Genomic DNA, 19,329 nt, shown 5'->3' on the forward strand with positions numbered 1-19,329 from the left:
ATGGCGAACAAGGAAGAACAAGGTATGCCTTACCCACCCCACGGCTACCCATACCCTCCACATATGCACCCACACATGTACCAACAGCCACACATGCACCCACAGATGATGCCACCGGGTTACTACGGCCACCCGCCGCAGCACCCACAGCATCCGCCACAGGGTTACTACGCTCAGCCTGCCGCGATGCAAGCACCGGCCCATGGCCATCACCACCATCACGAGCCGCAGCAAGCGGATCCGATGCTGGCTCAGTCGCAAGCGATGCTGGAAGGGCTGATGGGCGACCAAGCGGGGCTGTTTAAAGATCTGCTGCACAAGTTGGGCGTGGACGATAAAGAGTTTTGGAAAGGCGCCATGATCGGCGCTGCCGCGGCACTGGTGCTGAGCAACGACAACATTCGTGGCAACCTGCTGAGCATGTTGGGCAACGCCGGCGATCTGCTGAAAAGCGGTGGCGACAAAGTCAAAAGCGCCGCCACCAGCACCGCCTCGAATGTCAGTGGCAACGTCAACATGAGCAAAGACGTATTGCGCGACACCGTTGCCGCCGGCACGGCTGGCTTTAAAGAATCGGTAGCCCGCCATCGTCAGCCAGAAGAGGAGTTGGATGCGGAGCAGCTGGCCCAGGCTCTGGCGGTTGCCGAAGCTGCGGTAGCCGAAGCCGCTGCAGCAGCGGAAAAGGGCAATGAGTAACAGTAACTCAAGCCTGAGCGCCGCCCAGCGGACGCTGATCGCCAGCGCGCTACTGGGGGGCACCGCATCGGTGGCCAGCCAGTGGCGGGCTTATCAGCGGGGGGAAGTGGACATCAATCAACTGACCCACAACACCCTGCGCGACGCCGCCAAAGCGGGTCTGGCTGGCGGCGCAGCCACCGCCATTGGCACCCAAATGGCGGGGCGTCCGGTGTTATCGCTGGCAACGGTACTGCTTGGCGGCGCGGCCGCCCTGTACCTGATGGATGAAATGAAGGATACGCAACATGACCAACAAGACTGATCCCTACTATGGCTACCCTCAAGGCGGCTCCCCCTACGCGGGGCAACACCCAACCGCCGCAGCGCCGCAGCCGTACCAGCAGCAAAACCAGCGCACGCACTTTATTTCTGGGCTGATCGCCGGTGCCGCAGTGGCGTACTTGGTGAACAACAAGAAAGTGCAGCAGGGCGTGGCGTCCACGGGCACCAAAGTGTGGTCGACCGTGCGCGGCGAAGTGGAAGAGTTGAAAGAGCGCTTGGAGGATACCCAAGCGGAGCTGGAATACTACCGCAACTTGCATAAGGATCAGCAATGACCCTAATTACGGTTAAACACCACTTTGCCGGTCGAGTGCGACTGAAAGTGGCGTCGAGCCAACCGCTGGCGGGATTGTCACAATGGCTGCGTAACGGCCTGTTGGCACTGCAAGGGGTGCGAGGGGTGCGCATCAACGAAGCGGCGCAATCGATCGTCGTGAATTACGACGAGCAGCTGCTGTCGCGCGATGAGTTGGAGCAGCGGCTTACGCAACTGGCGTGGCAAGAGGCCCAACCCAGGGCCGACGACGATGACGAACACCAGTACACCCGTGGCGACATCGCCCTGAACTTGATGGGGTTGCTGGCGGCCAGCTTCTTCCCCGGCAAGCTCACCAGTTTGACGACCGCAGGTTTGATTGCGCCCACCCTGACCGAAGGGGTGGCGCAGCTGCAAGAGCGCAAGCTGGGGGTTGAAGTACTGGATGCCTTCGCCATTGGCTTGTCGGCGTACCGTGGCGATCACAAAACCGCGATGCTGACCCAAAGCTTGCTGTCGATGGGCGAGTACATGGAGCAGCAAACCAGCCGCAACAGCGATGAACTGCTGGCGGATCTGATGCAGCCCAAGCACAGCCAAGTGTGGGTGCTGCGCGACGGCGTTGAGCAGCAGATGAGCTCGGCTAAGCTGCTGGTGGGCGATCGGGTTAAGCTCGGTCCTGGCGATCTGGTGCCTGCCGATGGCAGCATCGAACGGGGCTTCGCGCTGGTTAACCAAGCCTCGTTAACCGGCGAGTCGGTGCCGGTGCGGCGCGAGCAAGACGCTTACCTTTACTCTGGCACCGCCATCTACGACGGCAACGTCACCCTGGTGGTCGACAAAGTGGGCAGCGAAACCACGACCGCTCAAATCGCCCAAGTGATTGCCCAATCACTGGGGGAGAAAAGCCAAACTCAGCTGGCCACCCAAGCGATGGCAGAGCGACGGGTCAAAATTACCTTTGGCATTGGCGCGGCGGTGTTCGCCATGACCGGCGATCTTGAACGGCTGGCGTCGGTGTTCTTGGTGGATTACTCCTGCGCCTTGAAGCTGTCCACGCCGGTCACCTTTAAGTCGATGATGTATCGGGCGGCGAAGCAGGGGCTGCTGCTGAAAGGCGGCCGCGCCATCGAAAACTTAGCCAGCGTTGATACCGTGGTGTTTGATAAAACCGGCACCCTGACTTACGGTGATCTGGAAGTCACCGATGTGGTCTGCATGAGCGAGCAGCAGTGCGCCAAAGAGCTCTTAGCGATGGCGGCCTCGGTGGAAGAACACTGCAATCACCCGCTGGCACAGGCGGTGGTGAACGCGGCCAAGCAAACCGATTTGCCGCACATTGAACATGGCGAGGTGGATTACATCATCGCCCATGGCCTTAAAAGCAGCATCAACAACATCACCTTGGTGATCGGCAGTCGCCACTTCTTGGAAGCCCATGAAGGGGTGGATTTCAGCGGTTTGGAAGACACCATTGCCGAGCTTGAAGGCGCAGGCAAACACATGTTGTTTATGGCCAGCGATCATCAGCCCATCGGGGTGATTGGTTTGCGGGATACCCTGCGCGATGAAGTGTTTGATACCTTAGCGGCCTTGCGGGCGGCGGGGATCAATCAGCACGTGCTGCTGACCGGCGATACCGAAGCCAAAGCCAAGCAATTGACCGAACAACTGGGGTTCGAGCGTTACTACGCTGAAGCCACGCCAGAGAGCAAGGCGCAGATTGTCGAGCAGTTGCAGCAGCAGGGGCATCGGGTGTTGTTTGTGGGCGATGGCGTGAACGATGCGCCGGCGCTCAGCGCCGCCGATGTCGGCTTAGCGATGGCCACCGGCACCGATCTGGCGCACATGGCCGCAGACGTTACCTTGATGCAAGATAACTTGCTGGGGGTAGTGCAGGCACGGGAATTGGCGCAGCAAGCGATGGCCTTGATCCAAAGCAACATCCGCTTAGCGGAAGTGGTGAACAGCGGCATTATGCTGGCCGCCGCGTTGGGTTGGCTCAGCCCAGGCACCAGTTCTTTGCTGCACAACGGCACCACCATGGCGGTGCTGGCGCGTGCCATTAACGCCCGTAACGGTTAACGGCTGACATGAGGGAAGCGCGTTAAGGGCTTCTCTTATGCCGTTACCCAGTGGGGGTATTCGCGTGTTTCGCGCCACAAAAAAGGGCTGTGTACCAATTAGCTGTTGAACTTATTGTGCATGACGAGCTGCGGCATAAAGGTCATTGCCGGGACCGCCCGGCGGCGGGCAAGGGACTCGTCCCTTTGCAATCCCGAGCGCCTCCGAGGTGACGACAACCCCTCGTTTTCGCCGCATTGCGTTGCAGCAACGGCCAGATGCGCCATCCATGGCTTACCTGGCCTCTACGGCATCCTGCCTTCGGCTTTACTCCATCACGGCTGCACTCGGCGTCACCAAGTCGGCAGAAAGTTATCACCGCCAGATGATGACTTAGTCGTGACAGATACGCCGCACTGGCTTTACTGCCGCATCACAGCGTTGAGCGGTGTACTGCAAAATGAGGTTGAGCAACAGGATGTTGCGAGTGCATCGCTAAGCCATGGATGGCGCATCGATGCCGTGCCGAATGGCGCAGTGCAAGGAGCGAAAGTTGAGCTGTGCTAAGGCAATGGGATCTCAAAGGGAGAATCCCTTTGGGTGCCGTCGCCACGGCGACATAACCATTTGAAAGCAGTGCCATCGAAGCTCGCCGCAGGCGACAATAGCTACCGCGCAGCAACGCCAACAGTTAACTAATACACAGCCCAAAAAAGGCTACCCGAAGGTAGCCTTTTTCATGCTTGGATTGGCGTCTGGTTAGCCAGCCAGCTCGTCCACGGCCACTTTGTAGTTAGGATCTTCCATCAGGTTAACCTCTACTAAGTTACCGGCTTTGTGCAGCAATCTGCGGCACTCTGGGCTTAGGTGGCGCAGGTGCAGGTGCTTGCCTTCACGCAGGTAGCGTTCAGCCAAGGTATCGATCGCTTCCAAAGCGGAGTGATCCGCCACGCGGGATTGAGCGAAATCCACAATCACTTCTTTTGGATCATTGGTGGCGTCAAACAGCTCTAAGAACGAGGTGGTTGAAGCAAAGAACAATGGCCCCTGCACTTGATAGATCTTACGACCATGCTGATCGATGTGGTGCGGCGCCATCATGTGGGTGGCGTGTTCCCACGCAAAGCGCAGTGCCGACACAATCACACCAACCAGTACGGCAATGGCCAAATCGGTCATTACGGTAACGGCCGACACCAGAATAATCACGAAGGCATCGGATTTCGGGATCTTGTTCATGATGCGGAAGCTGGACCATTCGAAGGTGCCCAACACCACCATAAACATCACCCCAACCAAGGCGGCGATAGGGATCATCTCAATCAGCGCGGCACCAAACAGAATGAACGCCAGCAGGAACATGGCTGCAGAGGCGCCAGACAAACGCGAGCGACCGCCGGAGTTGATGTTGATCATCGACTGGCCAATCATGGCACAACCGCCCATGGCACCGAAGAAGCCCGACACCAAGTTGGCGCTGCCCTGAGCCACACACTCGCGGTTACCTTTACCACGGGTTTGGGTCAGTTCGTCCACCAAGGTCAGCGTTAGCAGCGATTCAATCAAACCAACAGACGCCAAGATCAAGGCGTATGGCAGCACAATCCATAGGGTTTCCAGCGTAAACGGCACCTGTGGAATGGCGAAGGTTGGCAGGGTGCCTTCCAAGGTGGCGTTGGCGTCGCCAGCCATGTTCCGGACAAAATCCACCACGGTTGGGGTATCCAAACCTAAGCCGGTAACCAAACCCGCCACCACCAAGATCGCGGCCAGCGACGATGGGATCGCCTTGGTCAGCTTGGGCAGGAATTGAATGATCGCCATGGTTAAGGCAATCAGCCCCAGCATGGTGAACAGCATTTCGCCCTGCATCCACACCATGTTGCCGTCGCCATCCAGTACCTTAAACTGGCCGAGCTGGGCCAAGAAGATGACAATGGCCAAGCCGTTCACAAAGCCCAGCATCACTGGGTGGGGCACCAAACGAATGAACTTACCTAAGCGCAGCAAGCCGGCGGAGATTTGAATAAGGCCGGTAAGCACCACGGCGGCAAACAGATATTGCACCCCATGTTCGGCAACCAGCGCGACCATAACAACGGCCATGGCGCCGGTTGCGCCGGAGATCATTCCCGGACGACCGCCAAAGATGGCGGTGATGATGCCGACGATAAAGGCGGCGTACAGGCCGACCATTGGCTCGACACCAGCAACGAAGGCAAAGGCCACCGCTTCTGGCACCAGTGCCAGCGCTACGGTTAAACCGGAGAGCAGATCCGCTTTGGCGGAGGCATCAGGATTACTGCGAAGTTCAAACATTGATAGGATGAGCCCGAAAATTGGTTAAAAATAAGCGCGCGAAAGTACCACCTGCACCCAAGCGTGTCAAAGCCTGATTGCGTTCAGATTAGGATAGTCACTGCCTGAATAAATAACAGTCATATGCTGGCGCGATAATAACGGTCGGTGTTTGAATATCATAATGAAAATAAAAGGAAAATTTTATGGCTGACGAGATCCGCATCGGCATCGCTTTAGGCAGTGGTGCCGCCAAGGGCTGGGCCCACATTGGGGTGCTGCGTGGCTTGCAACGGTTGGGCATGGCGCCCAACGTGGTGGCGGGCTGTTCCATTGGTGCCTTTGTTGGCGCGGCCTATGCGGCGGGCAAGTTGGACGAACTGCAGCAGTGGGTGAGCCACTTTTCCAGCTGGGACGTGGTCGGGCTGATGGATCTTTCGTGGCGCCGTGGCGGCATTATTGGCGGTGAAAAGGTGTTCGCCGCCGCCAGCGCGGCGATTGGCATCGAACGCGTTGCCGAGCTGCAACTGCCGTTTGTGGCGGTGGCCACGGATCTGTATAGCGGCCAAGAGGTGTGGCTAGAGCAGGGACGGTTAGAGGATGTGGTGGGGGCGTCTTGCGCCATTCCCGGCTTGATCTTGCCAAAGCGCATCGGCAACCGCTGGTTGGTGGATGGCGCGGTGGTAAACCCAGTGCCGGTGTCGGCCTGTCGTGCCCTAGGCGCTGATCTGGTGATCGCGGTCGACCTGCACGGCGATGTGCGGCAACACGGGGCTGCGCCGGTGCGGTTGGATGCCAGCGCGGTGAGCGCATCCGCCGGTGGCGATCAGGGCAATGGGGCGCTGTTCAGCCCTGCTGCTGATGCCGCCGAGGCCAACAACAGCTTCAGCGATCTGCTGCTTTCGGGCAAACAGTGGGTGGATAAGATCACCGACAGTTTCAATAACGACGGGGCTGAGCAGCCCAATGCGTTAGCGGTGATGCACCAATCGATGGAGATTTTAGAGCAGCGCCACAAGCGGGCGCGGATGATGGGCGATCCACCGGAAGCGGTGATCCTGCCGCGGGTTGGCGACATCGTTACGATGGAGTTTCAACGCGCCGATGAAGCCATTGCCGCAGGGGAAGCGGCCGTAGAGAAAGTGGCCCACCTGCTTGAAGCCGAATTGGAACGGTTGCGGCAGGCTAAACATCAAGGTTAATCGGGCTTCGATGCCAACATCTCGGCTAAGCCGCCGCCGTTGTAAACGAGGTAGCCCTGTTGGGCTAAGGTTTGCTCGGCGATGCCACTGCGGCGACCGCTGCGGCAATACACCACAATCGGCTTAGCTTGATCCAGCTTGAGGCTGGCGATGGTGGCGCCGATCTGATCAAACGGCAAATTGTGGGCACCTTCGAGGTGCTTGGCGGCAAACTCTGCCGAGGTACGCACATCAATTAAGGTGGCGCCTTGTTGCAGCTGTTGCCACGCCAGCTCGGCGCGTTCGCTGGCGGCGGCGGGTAGCCACAGCACCACAGTGATCAGAGCGATTAACCATTTCTTCATGCTATTTTCCTTGGGCTAACTGCCGTTCGTTTGGCAGCCCCAACTTGTGCATTAGCCAAGTGGCGGGGCAAAAGCCGGTAAAGGCAGCTTGAATCAAGTTGACCCCAATAAATCCAGTCAACCAAATAAAATCAGCGTGTACCCAATGGGTTAACGCCATCGAAAGCAGCAGCATTATACCGGCAAAGAGCGGTAAGGCGCGTTCGGTGCTGTTGGGAACTGTGATCATGGTGGATCTCCTTATCAATAGAAGTATTGCAGACGCAGCCAGCCGTTGCTGTGCTGGTGCAGCTGGCTAAAGAAGGTGTTGGGATGACGGCCATCCAATAGGTTGACGCCAAAGCTGAATTGCCATTGGTCGCTATGGCGATAACGCAGCTGTGGCCGCAGGTAATAGTCGGCGTCGCTGGGGCTGTAAAAGGCAAACAGCGACAGAGTGAGTTTTTGCTGCAGGCTGTGTTTGTCTAAGCGCACCGTGGCCAGCTGCCGATAGTGGCGCCATTGATCGCCGCTGCGGTAGGGCTGATGCCAGCGCTGCCATTGATACTGCAGCCCAAGGGTAAGCTGCTGCGGCAGCGACCGTTGATAGCCCAGCAGCAGTAACGATTGATCCGATTGGCCGTTGCCTTGATACCACTGTTTACCCCATTCGATGTTGCCGATCCCGCCGCCGATGGGGGCGGTCACGCTGGCGCCGATGGCGTCCACCGGGGCAAATTCGCTGTGGCCGGTGGCGGTTAGGCTGGCGCTGCCGCTGTAGCCGTGATGCTGATACAGCGCCCATTCTAATCGTTGCCATTGGCCAAACAGGCGCGTGGCCAGCACCTCTTGGTTGGGCTCGGCAGCCGTGGGCGGTGCGCCAGTGGCATCGAGGCTGAGCAGGGCGTTGTCGGCCTCAAACCGAGGCTGGTAGATCAGATCGGCGTTCAGCCGCTGCCCAAACCAACTGAGCTTCACCGCGTTGCTGGCGGCTTTCAGATAGTCTTGGGGCTGGCCGTTAAAAAACGCCTGCCAATCTTTGCGAAACAGATCGTTCACAAACAGCAGATCCGCGGTGCCCCAAGTGAGGATCTGTCGCCCCAGTTTCAGCTCTAATCCCGCGGCAGGGCTCAGGCTGACGCTGGCCTGACGCCAATCCAGATCCCAGCGATTGCGGATGTCGTCGTAAGCCAGATCCAGACGCAGATCGGCATTGAACTGCTGGCCGCGATAGCCACTGTCAAACTGGCTGCGAAGTTCGGCTAAGCTGCGTTGCTGGCCTTGGGTGGGGTTGGTTGGCGCGCGGTGCAAGCGCTGGCCGTAACTGGCGCTGGCGCGAACGCTCAGTGGCAACCACGGACTGTCGCTGCTGGCTTCATCGCCCCAGTCGTCCCACTCTGCGCCGTCGTTAATGCTGGCCGTGGTGCTGGCGCTAAACAGCAGCCACAGGCAGAGGCTGGCGCCGTGGCGCAGGCTGAAAGTTGGCATTAGCGCTGATACGCCTTAGGTACATGGCGCATGGTGCGTTCGCTGAACAGGGCTGGCTCTAAGCCTAAGTCGTATTCGACCCCGCGAAATTCCAGCAGGGTGTAACCGCCTCGGCGCAGATCCTCAACCTTGCTGCGAAGCACGGTGGGGTGGCCGTTAATGGTGCCGATCTTAACCGCGCGGATGCGGCGGTAGTGTTGGCCATGGTCATCAAAGTAATCGGTTTGCAGCGGCAGCATGGTGGCTTTGTCTATCTGCACTTGGTAATGGCCAAACTCCACGTCGTTGGGATCCTTGGGCACCGCGGTTAACCAGTAAGAGTCGGGATCGCTCTTATCCAGGGTGAAGTTATCGGCGCTGGGGCTGCGGCCAGAAACGTCCTCGTAGAAAAAATCGCTGCCGACAAAGGAGCTGCGCTTGTCGCCAGCGCTGATCCGCCGCAGCAGATCCAAGCTGGGCAGGTACAGCCAGCGGTCGTCGTTACCATCAATGTGTTTCTCTACCCTGAAAACCGTGCCGCGCACATCCGCTGGGCGCGAGAACAACACCAGCAGTTGCTGATCGCCGCCTCGGCTGACGTTGCGCCGTAAAATGGAAAATTGGCGCAGTTGGCGGTTGCCGTTGGCATCCACAATCTTCATCCGTGCTTGGCTGCGGCCATCCTTGCCGGGGTAAAACGCGGCTAAGTTGGCTTGCGCGATGATCTGCGTCGCCGTTAGGGTTGGCTCGGTGGCCGCAGCGGTGCTGAAGGCGGTAACACTCAGCAGCAGTAGGGCCAGTGCATTACGAGGCGTCATGGTGATCTCCTTGAGGAAAGGCGCGGCGCTGCAACAGCCCCAGCGCGGCGGGCAACAACAGCAGGGTAACCAAAGCCGAAATCAGCATGATGGCGGCCATGAGCACCCCCACGGTGACGTAGGGCACCAGTGGCGATAACAACAGCGGGGTAAAGCCTAAGGCAATCACAATGGCGTTGCGGCTGATGGCGGTGGCCGGTTCTTGAAATAGCGCCGTTAGCGTGCCCTGCCAATGGCCACAGCGGCGATGCAGCGCGCGGGCGCGTTCTAAAAAGTGGATGGCAAAATCCACCGACAGCCCCAACGCCAGCGCCGAAAGCACCGCAATGGGCATGTCGTAATCTTTGCCGAGCCAGCCCACCAGCCCATAGATGATGGCGATGGTGAGCGTGAGCGGCAGCATCGCCAGCACCCCATACAGCGGCGAGCGAAACAGCAGGGTCATCATCAGCAGGATCACCACAAAGGCCGACATCAAGCTGTTGGCCATGCCTGCCACCATCGCTTGCTGCCACACCACGTTGATGTAGGCTTTGCCAGCCCAGCGCAGGCTGATCCCCGCGGGCAGCGGATTGGCAGCAACAAAGTTATCCAGCTGCTGCATCACTGCGGTCATGTGCTGGTTGTCGCCAGAGGTTAACTGCAACCACAGCAGGCCGCTGCGGTAATCGGGACTGACGAAGTGCCACAGATCCTTGGGGCGATGGGAGGATTGATATTGCAGCAGGGTTTGCGCCACGGCGGCGGCGCTGTCTGGCAGACGATAATCACGATCATCGCCAGAGCTCAGCTCGCGATACACGGTTTTAACCAGATCCGGCAAGCCGTTCGATTTCCCCACCAATCCGGTTTCGAGCAAATGCTGTTGCAACTGGGCGAGGTAACCCAGTAGCTGGGGCTGCAATAACCGCTGTTGTTGCTGTTGCAGCTGTTCGAGCGCGGGCAGCAGCGTTTCTATCTGCTTGGTGATTGCCGCGTCGCTGCGGTTAAAGTGCAGATCGTCCAGCAGCAACAGCAGCTGTTGTAAGGCTTGAGGATCTCCCTTAGCGGCCAGTGCAATGTCGCTGTTGTGCTGTGGCAGCAACCGCTGCAGCGGCGGCAGCAGCGCGGGATCAAGTTGGGCAGTCGGGGTGCTTTGCACCACCAGATAGGCGTTGTAGGTGCCAGCGAAGTGGTGGTTTAAGGTGCGATCCGCCACCCGCAGTGAGTGATCGGATTTAAACCAGCGCAGCGGATTGTCGTTGATCTCGATTTTGCTGATCCCAACCGCGCTCACCCCAAGCAGCAGCAGGGCCAGCGCCAACAACGGCTTGGCTTGGCGTTGGCTAAACTGGCCGAGCAACGACCAATTGTGCTGTGGCCGCCGCTGCAACCGTTGGCGCATCGTAGTTAAAGCGTGGGGTGAGAGCCGGATCAGGTAGGCGGGCAACAGCAGCATCGACAGCGCAAACGCCAGCAAGATGCCGCTGCCAACAAAGGCGCCAAACACCTGCACTGGCGGGATCGGAGTTAACAGCAGCGAATAGAAACCCAAGGCCGACGTTAGCGAGGTGAACAGCATCGGCTGAAACAGATCCGCCATCACCTGTTCAATGGTGTGGCGCAGATCCGCCCCTTGGCGATAGCGCAGGGTGAAATCACTCATGATGTGCACGCTGTCGACCACCGCAATCGGCATCAAGAAGATGGCGATCATCGACGACATAATGTGCACGGTAAAGCCCATGCCGATCAGAGTGCCGCTGGTGATCACCACCGTGGCCATCGCCACCAGCATGGGGGCCATCACCAGCGGCACACTGCGGAAGAACCACCACATCAACGCAAAAATGGTCAGCCCCGCCAGCGGCGCGGCCACCGCCATCTGCACAAACATCTCGTGGCCAAATTGGTTTTCAGCCACTGGCAGCCCGGTTAGGTGGTAGCGATCGCCATTGGCCGAAAACTGCTGTGGCAGCTGCGCGATTAAGGCGCGGATCTGCTCGGCCACTGGGTAGCTTAAGGATTTATCGGTCAGCGGCACATAGATGGCGGCCGCTTGGCCATCCGCCGACAGCACGGTGTTGTGCAGCAGGGGCAAACGTTGTACCGCGGCGGCGATCTGCTGGGCTTGGGCGGGCTGCTGTGGTGCTTTGGCCATCAAGTAATCAAAGCGGATAACGCCCGGTTGCTGTTGGCTGATGTTGTCCATGGTGGACAGCGCCATCACTTCGCTGCTGATCACGCCCGGCAGCTGCATGATGGCGTCGGTAAGCCATTTCATCTGCTGCAGCGAATCGATGTTGGCAAAGCCTTGCTCAGCCACCGCCCCCACCACAATGCTGTCGTACAGATTAAATTGCGCTTTGGTGGCCTGATGAAACTGCCGTGCGGGGTCATCCTGCGGCAGCATGTTCTCAGGATCGGTGTCGATCACCATGGCCGGGATCATCGCTGCGGCACTGATCACCAGCAGCCACACCAGCAGGTAAACGCGGGTAGGGAAATTGAGCGCGAACTGGATCAGGCGGGGGGCCATGACAACCTCAACATTAGAGTTTACTTATGTTGAAGAACTTTAAATTAGTTAAATCTAATATTCAAGGGCGACAAAGGGAACCAATGACATTGGCGGGGTAAGCGCAGAGAATGACGCGACAGCGGTGGGTTTTATCGGCATAAAAAAAGGAGGCCAAGGCCTCCTTCGTTCGCTGCGATTGACGCTATCGCTTAGAAACTGTGGTTGTACTGCACACCAACTAAGAAGGCGTTACCTTCGGATTCCAGTTCAAAGACATTGGTGCTGCCTGGGCTGGCTTCTTCACGAACGGTAACGCTTTCGCCGTCGATGAAGGTGAAGGCCAGATCCAAGCTGCCGTTGTCGCTCAGAATATAGTTGGCACCGATGCTGTACCAGATGCGGTCAGAATCTGGGATAGAGATAGAACGGTGGCTTTCTGGCACTGGCGCTTCATCAAATGCGATACCGGTACGCAGCTTCATTTTCGGGTTAACGGTGTAGGTGGCACCCAAACCGAAACGCCATGAATCTTCAAAGTTCTCTGCTTTTTCCAGCAGGGTGTCACCTTCGTTGATGACCTTATTGCCGATGGTGACGGTTTCGTCTGCCACACCGCGGATCTCTGCAAACTCAGACCAGTTGGTCCACATGACGGTGGTGTGCAGTGCCAGCTTGTCGTTGAGCTGGTGGAAGCCAGAGAATTCAACGATGCCTGGCAAATCTAGATCCAATGAACCGTCTACTTTTACGCCGCCGTTGCCGCCAACGAAACCGGGCAGGTCATCGTAGTACTCGCCTTCCAGCTCTACGGTGACGTCAGAGCGGTAGGTCAGAGCCAAACGGTTGTTTTGATCCAGTTCGTACATCAAACCCAAGTTATAGCCGTAGCCAAAACCGTCGCCTTCCATGTCGGAAATAACGGTTTGACCTGCGTTAGGCAGCAGTGGCGCCAAAGGAGAGCCACCGGCATAACGGGTGAATTTTGCGGTGCCATAAATGACGTTGGCGCCCAAACCTAAGCTCAACTGTTCGTTGATGCGGTAAGACACGCTGGCGTTGAAGTTCATGGTTTGCAGTTCGGTTTCACCAGCGATAGAACCGGCGCTGTAATCTTTACCGTAATCGGTACCCAAACCAAAGTTAGAGAAGCCAGCAAAGCCGATAGCAACTTTGTCGTTCAGTGGCTTGATGAAGTACGAAGCCGGGATAAACGCCTGCGGTGCTGCCCCGTCGAAGTCCAGCGCGCTGGCATCGCCGTATGGGTTATTGGTGCCCTTCAGATCCACGCCGGGATCAATGTAGGTGCCAGCAACCGACAAAGAGGTTTTATCAAACAGTGCCATGGCGGCAGGGTTACGGGCCAGTACGGCGGCGTCTTCAGCCGCAGCGCCTTCACCGGCAAAGGCACGGCCTAAACCAGAAACAGAGGTTTCGCTAAGTTGAAAACCTGCAGCGAAGGATTGGCTGCTAAGTAAAGCCAAGGCGCAAGCAATGGCGGTTTTGTTCATCTTTTTCATTATTTATCTCTACCGGCAATCTAGGGTCGGTTGTCATCGTTTGGGCCGGATGTTAGTAAGCGTACAGGTGTGCACATATCCGACCAGTAGGCTGGTTAGATGCAAATGTGAGCCAGTTCAAGCTTTTGCTTGGGGGTGTAAATTTGCGGTTAAATTGAGGTGTCTAACCGGATCAAAAAAGGAGGCGCAAAGCCTCCTTTTTTGTTGCGGCGATCTTTAGAGCTGTTGCTCAAATTCGCGGTGTTGCTGCTTAACGGCGCTGCTGGCTGGGAACAGCAGGCTGACGAGGATGCCGCTGATTAAGGCGAAGAGGAACCCTGGCAGCAATTCGTACAGATCGAACAGACCGCCTTGCAATGGCTTCCAGATCACCACGGTGGCGGCACCAACCAAGATGGTGGCGATGGCACCAAAGCGGCTGAATTTACTCCAGTACAGTGCCAGGATGATCACCGGCCCAAAGGCGGCACCAAAACCGGCCCAGGCGTAACTCACCAGCGCCAATACGCTGGATTCTGGATTTAGGGCGATAACCGTGGCCAGTACCGCCACCGCCAATACGGTTAAGCGGCCAACCATAATGCGCTCGCGTTCGCTGGCATTTGGGTTGATCCACTTACGGTAGAAATCTTCGGTCACCACGGAGGAGCACACCAGCAGCTGCGAATCGATGGTGCTCATGATGGCAGACAAAATGGCGGCGATCAGAATGCCGGCGATCCAAGGGTTAAACAGCACCTTAGACAGCTCGATAAACACGGTTTCTTTGTTTGGCAGTGGCGCGTCTGCAAACACAATGGCGCCCGCCAATCCGGTGGCCAGCGCCCCGATCAGTGACAGCAGCATCCAGCTCATGGCGATGCGACGAGAGGTGGGCAGATCGTCGATGCTGCCGATGGCCATAAAGCGCGACAGAATGTGTGGCTGGCCAAAGTAACCCAGCCCCCACGCCATCAACGAAGCGATCGACAGGGCGGTTAATGAATCCGGCAGTACGTCCAACATGGCCGGATCTAAGTTGGCGGTGCTGCCATGGCTGTCACCGAAGAACACCACCGCGGGCACCAACAACAGCGCCAATAACATTAAGATCCCTTGGAAGAAGTCGGTCCAGCTTACCGCGAAGAAGCCACCAACAAAGGTGTAGGACACGATAATCGCTGAGCCGATCAATAAGGCGGTGGTGTAATCCAGTTCGAACACTTGCTCGAACAAGATGGCGCCGCCGACCATGCCGGAAGAGGTGTAGAAGGTGAAGAACAGCAAGGTGGTGGTGGCTGCGACTAAGCGCAATACGCCATTATCGGCAAAGCGACGCTCCAGGAAATCCGGCAAGGTTAAGGAGTCGCTGGTGAATTCGGTGTAGATCCGCAGTCGTTTGGCTACCAGTAACCAGTTGCACCAAGCGCCGATCACCAAGCCGATGCCGATCCAGATCTCGCTCAGGCCAGACAGGTAGATGGCGCCGGGTAAGCCCAGCAGCAGCCAACCAGACATGTCGGACGCACCAACGGATAAGGCGGTAACGGCGGGGCCCATTTTGCGGCCGCCTAAGATGTAATCCGAGGTGGTGGTGGTGGCTTTATAGGCCACGGTACCGATCACTAATAACATGATCAGATAAGCAAAGAAGGTGATGGTAGTGGGGACTGGCATCTGCGACTCTTCTGGTTGATGATAGGACGCCTACCGGTGCCGTTAAATGCACGAATTTAACTCGCGAAATAACTCACATTGAAGGCAAAATTGTGACCAGTATACATGACTCTTTAAGTTGGAATTGGCTGTCATTTGAACAGTTAGATATCAACCGGTTGTACGGCTTACTGCAGTTGCGAGAGCAGGTGTTCCAGATTGAGCAAAACAGCCTGTATGTGGACATTGATGGGGCCGATCAACAGGCACAGCATCTGTTAGTTGAACAATCGGGGCAGTTGCTGGGGTATTTGCGGGTGTTGCAGCCGCAGCCGCAGCTGATCAAATTGGGGCGGATTGTGGTGGCGCCGTCGGGGCGCGGGCTGAAATTAGGGCGCAAAATGATTGAAGCGGGAATTGAGAAAGCGCAGCAGTTGTGCCCACAAGGGATGATCAAAATCTCGGCGCAGGTCACCCTGCAAGGCTACTACCAAAGCTTTGGCTTTGAGGTGATCTCGGCCGCCTACGATGACGGTGGGGTGATGCACCAAGATATGCAGTTGAGTTTGCCGCGTTAAGCGGATCAAAAAAGGCCTCGATAAGAGGCCTTTTTTATTGTCGTTAGTGCGATGCGACCCGACAACAACAGGGTTAGATGGCGTTCATGTTACGGGCGAGCTCGTCAAGCACCGGCTCCAGCTTTTGCTGCTTATTACCCACTACCGCCAGATGCAGTTGATTGGTGTTCATTCCCACGCCGTTGTAACGGTCGTTGGTGAACTGGCTTGGTAACGAGGCGCCGTCCTCTTCTGGGATCAGGAACAGGGTGACTCGGCCTTGGTCGGTGTTCATCACGACGTGCAGGCTGCGAATGCCTTCAAAATCACAGTAGTTGGCGTACACCACTTCCCCAGGCACGCTGCTTAACTGGCCGCCTAACGGCGCCATCTTGGTGTTCAGAGCCGCCAAGGTGACGTGTTCATTGATGTTGGCGACAAAGCGCGCTTCATGATCCACATGGGCTAACGCGTGGTTGCCTAAGTTATTTGGCGTTTGCCCTAAAAGGGTAAAGGTGATCCCCACAGCAAAGGCAACCGAAGCCGCTGCGGCTAATTGCCAGCGATGACGGCGTTGGCTACTGCGGTGTACCGCCATGTTTTGGCGTAACAGCAGTCGTTCGGCCAGATCATCGGGTACGTCAACATTCACCGTTTGCGCGAGCTTGTGCTCCATCTGGCGCATCTCTTGGCGCAGCTGTTCGCGGCCGGCGTTGTGTTCGGTGGCACTTAGTAGCTCTTGATCTTGGCTGTTGGGCTCGGCGAATAAACGCCGGCGGAATTCTAAATCATCCATTGCGGTGTCCAATGTTTGGCTGGCTGCCTTCTAACGCGTCGCGCAATTGATTGCGAGCGCGAAATAGTCGAGTCATTACGGTGTTGCGATTCAGCTCTAAGATGGTGGCGATCTCTTCGCCACTGAAGCCGTACAGCACTTGCAACACTAACGGCTCGCGGTACTCCGGCTCCAATTGCGCCATTTTCTGCCGCAGCAGATGATGTTCGGCGTCTTGATCTGGGCCAGGAGTCGCGGTGTCTGCCAGTTGATAGTCGTCAATATCGGTGAGATCGAATTGCTTCCGTTCAAAACGACGGGCGTTTTCACGGCGCAATATGGTGATAAGCCACGCCTTAGCCGCGTTTTCATCTTTCAATGAATCCAATGACTTCCAAGCGCGTAGGAAGGTTTCCTGCACCAGATCTTCTGCGACAGCTCGGTCGTGCACCAGCCAGTAGGCATAACGGTATAGATCCGTATGCAGAGCGCGAACTAAAGCTTCGTAACGGCGTTGTTTACTTATCATGTCTGAGGAGACCGCCGTTGCCGTTTTTTTCTTTCCGAATCCGCCGAACATTTCCTTTATCCGCTCGCTCTTACATTAGTAAGCCGCTCGTTAATGAGCCGCGTTTTTGGCAACTTTACCCATGTTTTAAGGCAGTTGCGAGACTGTAACAGCATAAATCCGTGCTCAGATCAGTGGGACGCCGGATTTAATGCCGGTAACCCCTCTGGCGGGGTATTTACGCTGTCTTGTTGACACTGTTCAATCGCTTGCGCCAGTGCTTGGCCTTGCCATTGCTCCGGTTGTGGTGAGTAACAGCTGTGCTGCAACTGCTGGATGTGCGCGGCCAGTGTTGGCCGTTGTTGCCCCAATTCCACCAAGGTCACGCTATAGCCTAGGTGTTCGCTGCCCCAACGCGGCAGCAGGTTCAACACCGTTGCGCCTTGGTTGGCGCGGCACGCTTGCAACAAGGTTGGCAAACTTTTGATGGGGCGAGCATGGCTTGCCGCTGCTGGTGTTGCCGCGCTGTGGCCTTGACCACGGCGCCAGCCCCACCATGCCGTTAATAACCACAACAGGGCAAACAGCGCGGTTAACCCTTGCCACAGCCACAGCCACAGCCGCGGTGCAGGTGCTGTTACGGTGGGGCTAGGCAGGGCAGGGGCAACCACGGTTGGTGCCGCGGTGCTGCTTGGCAGTACGGTGATGGTTTGCGCAGCAAGGGTTGCCCATTGCTGTTGGTTGGTTTTGGCGTTCCACCACGGCACCTTAATCTCTGGCACAGTGTAGTCGCCGGGCTGTTGGGGCACCAAGGCGATGGTTTGGTTCAGGCGAGCCAGCAACTGCCCATTTTGGCTGCCGCCTTCCCGTTCGGGTTTATCGGGGTAGGCGCGCAGCCCGGTGGTGGCGGGAATGCTGATCTCGGGCAGGGCTTCGGCCACGGTTCCGGCGGCGGCAAGTCGCAGGGTCAGGGTGATGGGTTGGCCCACTTCAAACTGTTCTTGGCTGAGCGGATCGGCACTGAGGGTAACCAGATCGGCCACCAGCCACTGCCCTTGATAGCTGGCGGGTTGGCCTTTAACGTTCAAGGTGATGGGATCGCTGTTGGTGCTAAAGGCTTTGGTGCGGCCGCTGTTGAAGAAATTATTGCGACTGTTGAGCAACATTAAGTCGCCACTAAAATTGATGCTGCCAAGCTCAATGGTGCCGCTGCGCTGGGGGATCAACACATATTGGCGGGTGATCACCTGCAGACGACGACCATCGACGATCTCGGTGTTGTTTTGATCCTGCCCTTGTTGGCGGATCTGCACATCGGGGTGCTCAGGGGCGTTTAAGTTGCCCCGTTGCAGATCCGCCGCCAAGATCAGCCGCACGGTGGCGGTGGTGGCTTGCCCCAGCCAAATCTCCTCTTCATCAAGGCTGACCTCTATCCGCACCGGCTGCGCTTGCGGCGCGTTGCTGTTCTTCGCGGCAACCACGGTCATGGTGATCGGGTTACTGCTGACGCCATCGATGTTCAACGCGGGCAAGGTGACTTGGCCAAGCCGTTTCGGCAATAGCACCACCCGCCATTGGGTTAGGCGCTTCATGTCGAAATTGATGATCTGCGTGTTTTGGCTGACATCAGAGCGATAGACACTGAAGTCTTGCTCAAGCGGGCTGAGATCCAAGCTGTCGTTGACGATGTCATCGGCCACCAGTTGCAGCTCGAACGATTGCCCCATGATCACCGGATTTTGATCCACACTGGCTTGCAGCTGAGTAATGGCCCAGCTTGGGGCGCTGATCATGAGTAAAAGAAGTGGCAGCAAGGTGCGCCAAGAGTTTGCGGTTACCACTGGGTTCGCTCCGGTTGTACGTTGCCATTGAGCTGGCGACGTTGGTATTCCAATTTCATTTTGTTCCGCAGCAGCAAGCTGGGATCGTCGTGCACTTGATTCAGCAGTTGCTGCAGCTGTTGTTGCTGCTCATCGGTTAGGGCATTGGCGCCGGTTTGAGCCGCTGCAGTTGCTTGTTCGCTTGGCTCGTTGTCGCTCGCATCGGCGGCACTCGGCTCACCGAGTTGGGCGGCCTGCTCCTGCTGGTCGTCTGACTGGGGCTGATCCGCTTGCTGAGACTGAGACTGACCCGCTTGCTGGGCCTGATCGTCTTGTTGGGACTGGCCGTCTTGTTGGGACTGGCCGTCTTGTTGGGACTGGCCGTCTTGTTGGGACTGGCTGTCTTGTTGGGACTGGTCCTCTTGTTGGGACTGGCCCGCTTGCTGGGACTGGCCCTCTTGTTGGGACTGGCCGTCTTGTTGGGACTGGCCGTCTTGTTGGGACTGGCCGTCTTGTTGGGACTGGCCGTCTTGTTGGGACTGGCCGTCTTGTTGGGACTGGCCGTCTTG

General features: G+C 57.4%; 17 protein-coding genes and 1 pseudogene. 6 read left to right on the forward strand and 12 right to left on the reverse strand.

The genetic code is table 11. The features are described from left to right. The 4 genes from Q0796_RS16030 to Q0796_RS16045 are packed head-to-tail and all read left to right on the forward strand — an operon-like array spanning nucleotide 1 to nucleotide 3,361. Nucleotides 1-696, forward strand: coding sequence for a hypothetical protein (locus tag Q0796_RS16030; RefSeq protein ID WP_298444962.1), 696 nt, complete (start codon nucleotides 1-3; stop codon nucleotides 694-696). Continuing rightward, the gene (locus Q0796_RS16035; RefSeq protein ID WP_298444964.1) at nucleotides 689-1,000 is read left to right on the forward strand and encodes a hypothetical protein; all 312 of its coding nucleotides are present in this window, start codon (nucleotides 689-691) and stop codon (nucleotides 998-1,000) included. Before Q0796_RS16030 ends, Q0796_RS16035 begins: the two co-directional genes overlap by 8 nt. Then, nucleotides 984-1,295 carry a YtxH domain-containing protein gene (locus tag Q0796_RS16040; protein ID WP_298444966.1) on the forward strand — a complete coding sequence of 104 codons (312 nt, stop codon included), beginning with the start codon at nucleotides 984-986 and terminating at the stop codon, nucleotides 1,293-1,295. Before Q0796_RS16035 ends, Q0796_RS16040 begins: the two co-directional genes overlap by 17 nt. After that, the gene (locus Q0796_RS16045; RefSeq protein WP_298444968.1) at nucleotides 1,292-3,361 is read left to right on the forward strand and encodes a heavy metal translocating P-type ATPase; all 2,070 of its coding nucleotides are present in this window, start codon (nucleotides 1,292-1,294) and stop codon (nucleotides 3,359-3,361) included. Before Q0796_RS16040 ends, Q0796_RS16045 begins: the two co-directional genes overlap by 4 nt. A gap of 738 nt (nucleotides 3,362-4,099) precedes the next feature. Here the strand turns inward: Q0796_RS16045 and Q0796_RS16050 are convergent. Then, nucleotides 4,100-5,659, reverse strand: a complete 1,560-nt coding sequence (locus Q0796_RS16050) for a SulP family inorganic anion transporter (protein ID WP_298444970.1) — start codon at nucleotides 5,657-5,659, stop codon at nucleotides 4,100-4,102. A gap of 185 nt (nucleotides 5,660-5,844) precedes the next feature. On the opposite strand from Q0796_RS16050, the gene rssA reads away from it, so the two are divergent. Further along, complete coding sequence (gene rssA / locus Q0796_RS16055; protein ID WP_298444972.1) at nucleotides 5,845-6,840, forward strand: patatin-like phospholipase RssA; 996 nt, start codon at nucleotides 5,845-5,847, stop codon at nucleotides 6,838-6,840. On the opposite strand, the gene Q0796_RS16060 is transcribed toward rssA, so the two are convergent. The 7 genes from Q0796_RS16060 to putP form a co-directional block, all read right to left on the reverse strand. After that, nucleotides 6,837-7,184, reverse strand: coding sequence for a rhodanese-like domain-containing protein (locus Q0796_RS16060; RefSeq protein ID WP_298444974.1), 348 nt, complete (start codon nucleotides 7,182-7,184; stop codon nucleotides 6,837-6,839). The two genes, rssA and Q0796_RS16060, sit on opposite strands and share 4 nt — an antisense overlap. A 1-nt stretch (nucleotide 7,185) precedes the next feature. Continuing rightward, complete coding sequence (locus Q0796_RS16065; RefSeq protein WP_298444975.1) at nucleotides 7,186-7,413, reverse strand: DUF2892 domain-containing protein; 228 nt, start codon at nucleotides 7,411-7,413, stop codon at nucleotides 7,186-7,188. A 14-nt stretch (nucleotides 7,414-7,427) separates the two neighbouring features. Further along, a complete protein-coding gene (locus Q0796_RS16070; protein WP_298444978.1) occupies nucleotides 7,428-8,651 on the reverse strand; it encodes a hypothetical protein in 1,224 nt (407 codons plus the stop codon). Continuing rightward, nucleotides 8,651-9,448, reverse strand: a complete 798-nt coding sequence (locus Q0796_RS16075; RefSeq protein WP_298444980.1) for an outer membrane lipoprotein-sorting protein — start codon at nucleotides 9,446-9,448, stop codon at nucleotides 8,651-8,653. Before Q0796_RS16075 ends, Q0796_RS16070 begins: the two co-directional genes overlap by 1 nt. Then, complete coding sequence (locus tag Q0796_RS16080; RefSeq protein ID WP_298444982.1) at nucleotides 9,435-11,966, reverse strand: MMPL family transporter; 2,532 nt, start codon at nucleotides 11,964-11,966, stop codon at nucleotides 9,435-9,437. The genes Q0796_RS16075 and Q0796_RS16080 overlap by 14 nt, the downstream gene beginning before the upstream one ends. A 191-nt stretch (nucleotides 11,967-12,157) precedes the next feature. Further along, nucleotides 12,158-13,465 (reverse strand): outer membrane protein transport protein, encoded by a 1,308-nt coding sequence (locus Q0796_RS16085; protein ID WP_298444984.1) that lies wholly within the window; start codon nucleotides 13,463-13,465, stop codon nucleotides 12,158-12,160. 216 nt (nucleotides 13,466-13,681) lie between these two features. Then, nucleotides 13,682-15,121, reverse strand: a complete 1,440-nt coding sequence (putP, locus tag Q0796_RS16090) for a sodium/proline symporter PutP (protein ID WP_298444986.1) — start codon at nucleotides 15,119-15,121, stop codon at nucleotides 13,682-13,684. Nucleotides 15,122-15,213: 92 nt separating this feature from the next. Between putP and Q0796_RS16095 the strand changes: the two genes are divergently transcribed. Further along, the gene (locus Q0796_RS16095) at nucleotides 15,214-15,678 is read left to right on the forward strand and encodes a GNAT family N-acetyltransferase (RefSeq protein WP_298444987.1); all 465 of its coding nucleotides are present in this window, start codon (nucleotides 15,214-15,216) and stop codon (nucleotides 15,676-15,678) included. Between the two features lie 73 nt (nucleotides 15,679-15,751). Here Q0796_RS16095 and Q0796_RS16100 read toward each other — a convergent pair whose 3' ends face one another. The 4 genes and pseudogenes from Q0796_RS16100 to Q0796_RS16115 all read right to left on the reverse strand — a co-directional run. Further along, nucleotides 15,752-16,453: a DUF3379 family protein gene (locus tag Q0796_RS16100; protein ID WP_298444989.1), complete on the reverse strand. Its 702-nt coding sequence runs from the start codon at nucleotides 16,451-16,453 to the stop codon at nucleotides 15,752-15,754. Next, on the reverse strand, nucleotides 16,446-17,012 hold the full coding sequence (locus Q0796_RS16105) for a sigma-70 family RNA polymerase sigma factor (RefSeq protein WP_298444991.1): 567 nt from the start codon (nucleotides 17,010-17,012) through the stop codon (nucleotides 16,446-16,448). The genes Q0796_RS16100 and Q0796_RS16105 overlap by 8 nt, the downstream gene beginning before the upstream one ends. Before the next feature lie 119 nt (nucleotides 17,013-17,131). Continuing rightward, nucleotides 17,132-18,781, reverse strand: a complete 1,650-nt coding sequence (locus tag Q0796_RS16110) for a BatD family protein (RefSeq protein WP_298444993.1) — start codon at nucleotides 18,779-18,781, stop codon at nucleotides 17,132-17,134. Beyond that, nucleotides 18,775-19,329: pseudogene (locus tag Q0796_RS16115) on the reverse strand (hypothetical protein); the annotation flags it as partial. The pseudogene Q0796_RS16115 and the gene Q0796_RS16110, both read right to left, overlap by 7 nt.

It is taken from the genome of uncultured Ferrimonas sp., from assembly GCF_947489035.1.
Taxonomy (GTDB): domain Bacteria; phylum Pseudomonadota; class Gammaproteobacteria; order Enterobacterales; family Shewanellaceae; genus Ferrimonas.

Coding starts and splice junctions, on each gene's coding strand:
- Q0796_RS16060 (WP_298444974.1), bottom strand. CDS start 7,184: ATGAAGAAATGGTTAATCGCTCTGATCACTGTGGTGCTGTGGCTACCC.
- Q0796_RS16085 (WP_298444984.1), bottom strand. CDS start 13,465: ATGAAAAAGATGAACAAAACCGCCATTGCTTGCGCCTTGGCTTTACTT.
- putP (WP_298444986.1), bottom strand. CDS start 15,121: ATGCCAGTCCCCACTACCATCACCTTCTTTGCTTATCTGATCATGTTA.
- Q0796_RS16030 (WP_298444962.1), top strand. CDS start 1: ATGGCGAACAAGGAAGAACAAGGTATGCCTTACCCACCCCACGGCTAC.
- Q0796_RS16105 (WP_298444991.1), bottom strand. CDS start 17,012: ATGTTCGGCGGATTCGGAAAGAAAAAAACGGCAACGGCGGTCTCCTCA.
- Q0796_RS16045 (WP_298444968.1), top strand. CDS start 1,292: ATGACCCTAATTACGGTTAAACACCACTTTGCCGGTCGAGTGCGACTG.
- Q0796_RS16070 (WP_298444978.1), bottom strand. CDS start 8,651: ATGCCAACTTTCAGCCTGCGCCACGGCGCCAGCCTCTGCCTGTGGCTG.
- Q0796_RS16035 (WP_298444964.1), top strand. CDS start 689: ATGAGTAACAGTAACTCAAGCCTGAGCGCCGCCCAGCGGACGCTGATC.
- Q0796_RS16100 (WP_298444989.1), bottom strand. CDS start 16,453: ATGGATGATTTAGAATTCCGCCGGCGTTTATTCGCCGAGCCCAACAGC.
- rssA (WP_298444972.1), top strand. CDS start 5,845: ATGGCTGACGAGATCCGCATCGGCATCGCTTTAGGCAGTGGTGCCGCC.
- Q0796_RS16040 (WP_298444966.1), top strand. CDS start 984: ATGACCAACAAGACTGATCCCTACTATGGCTACCCTCAAGGCGGCTCC.
- Q0796_RS16080 (WP_298444982.1), bottom strand. CDS start 11,966: ATGGCCCCCCGCCTGATCCAGTTCGCGCTCAATTTCCCTACCCGCGTT.
- Q0796_RS16065 (WP_298444975.1), bottom strand. CDS start 7,413: ATGATCACAGTTCCCAACAGCACCGAACGCGCCTTACCGCTCTTTGCC.
- Q0796_RS16050 (WP_298444970.1), bottom strand. CDS start 5,659: ATGTTTGAACTTCGCAGTAATCCTGATGCCTCCGCCAAAGCGGATCTG.
- Q0796_RS16075 (WP_298444980.1), bottom strand. CDS start 9,448: ATGACGCCTCGTAATGCACTGGCCCTACTGCTGCTGAGTGTTACCGCC.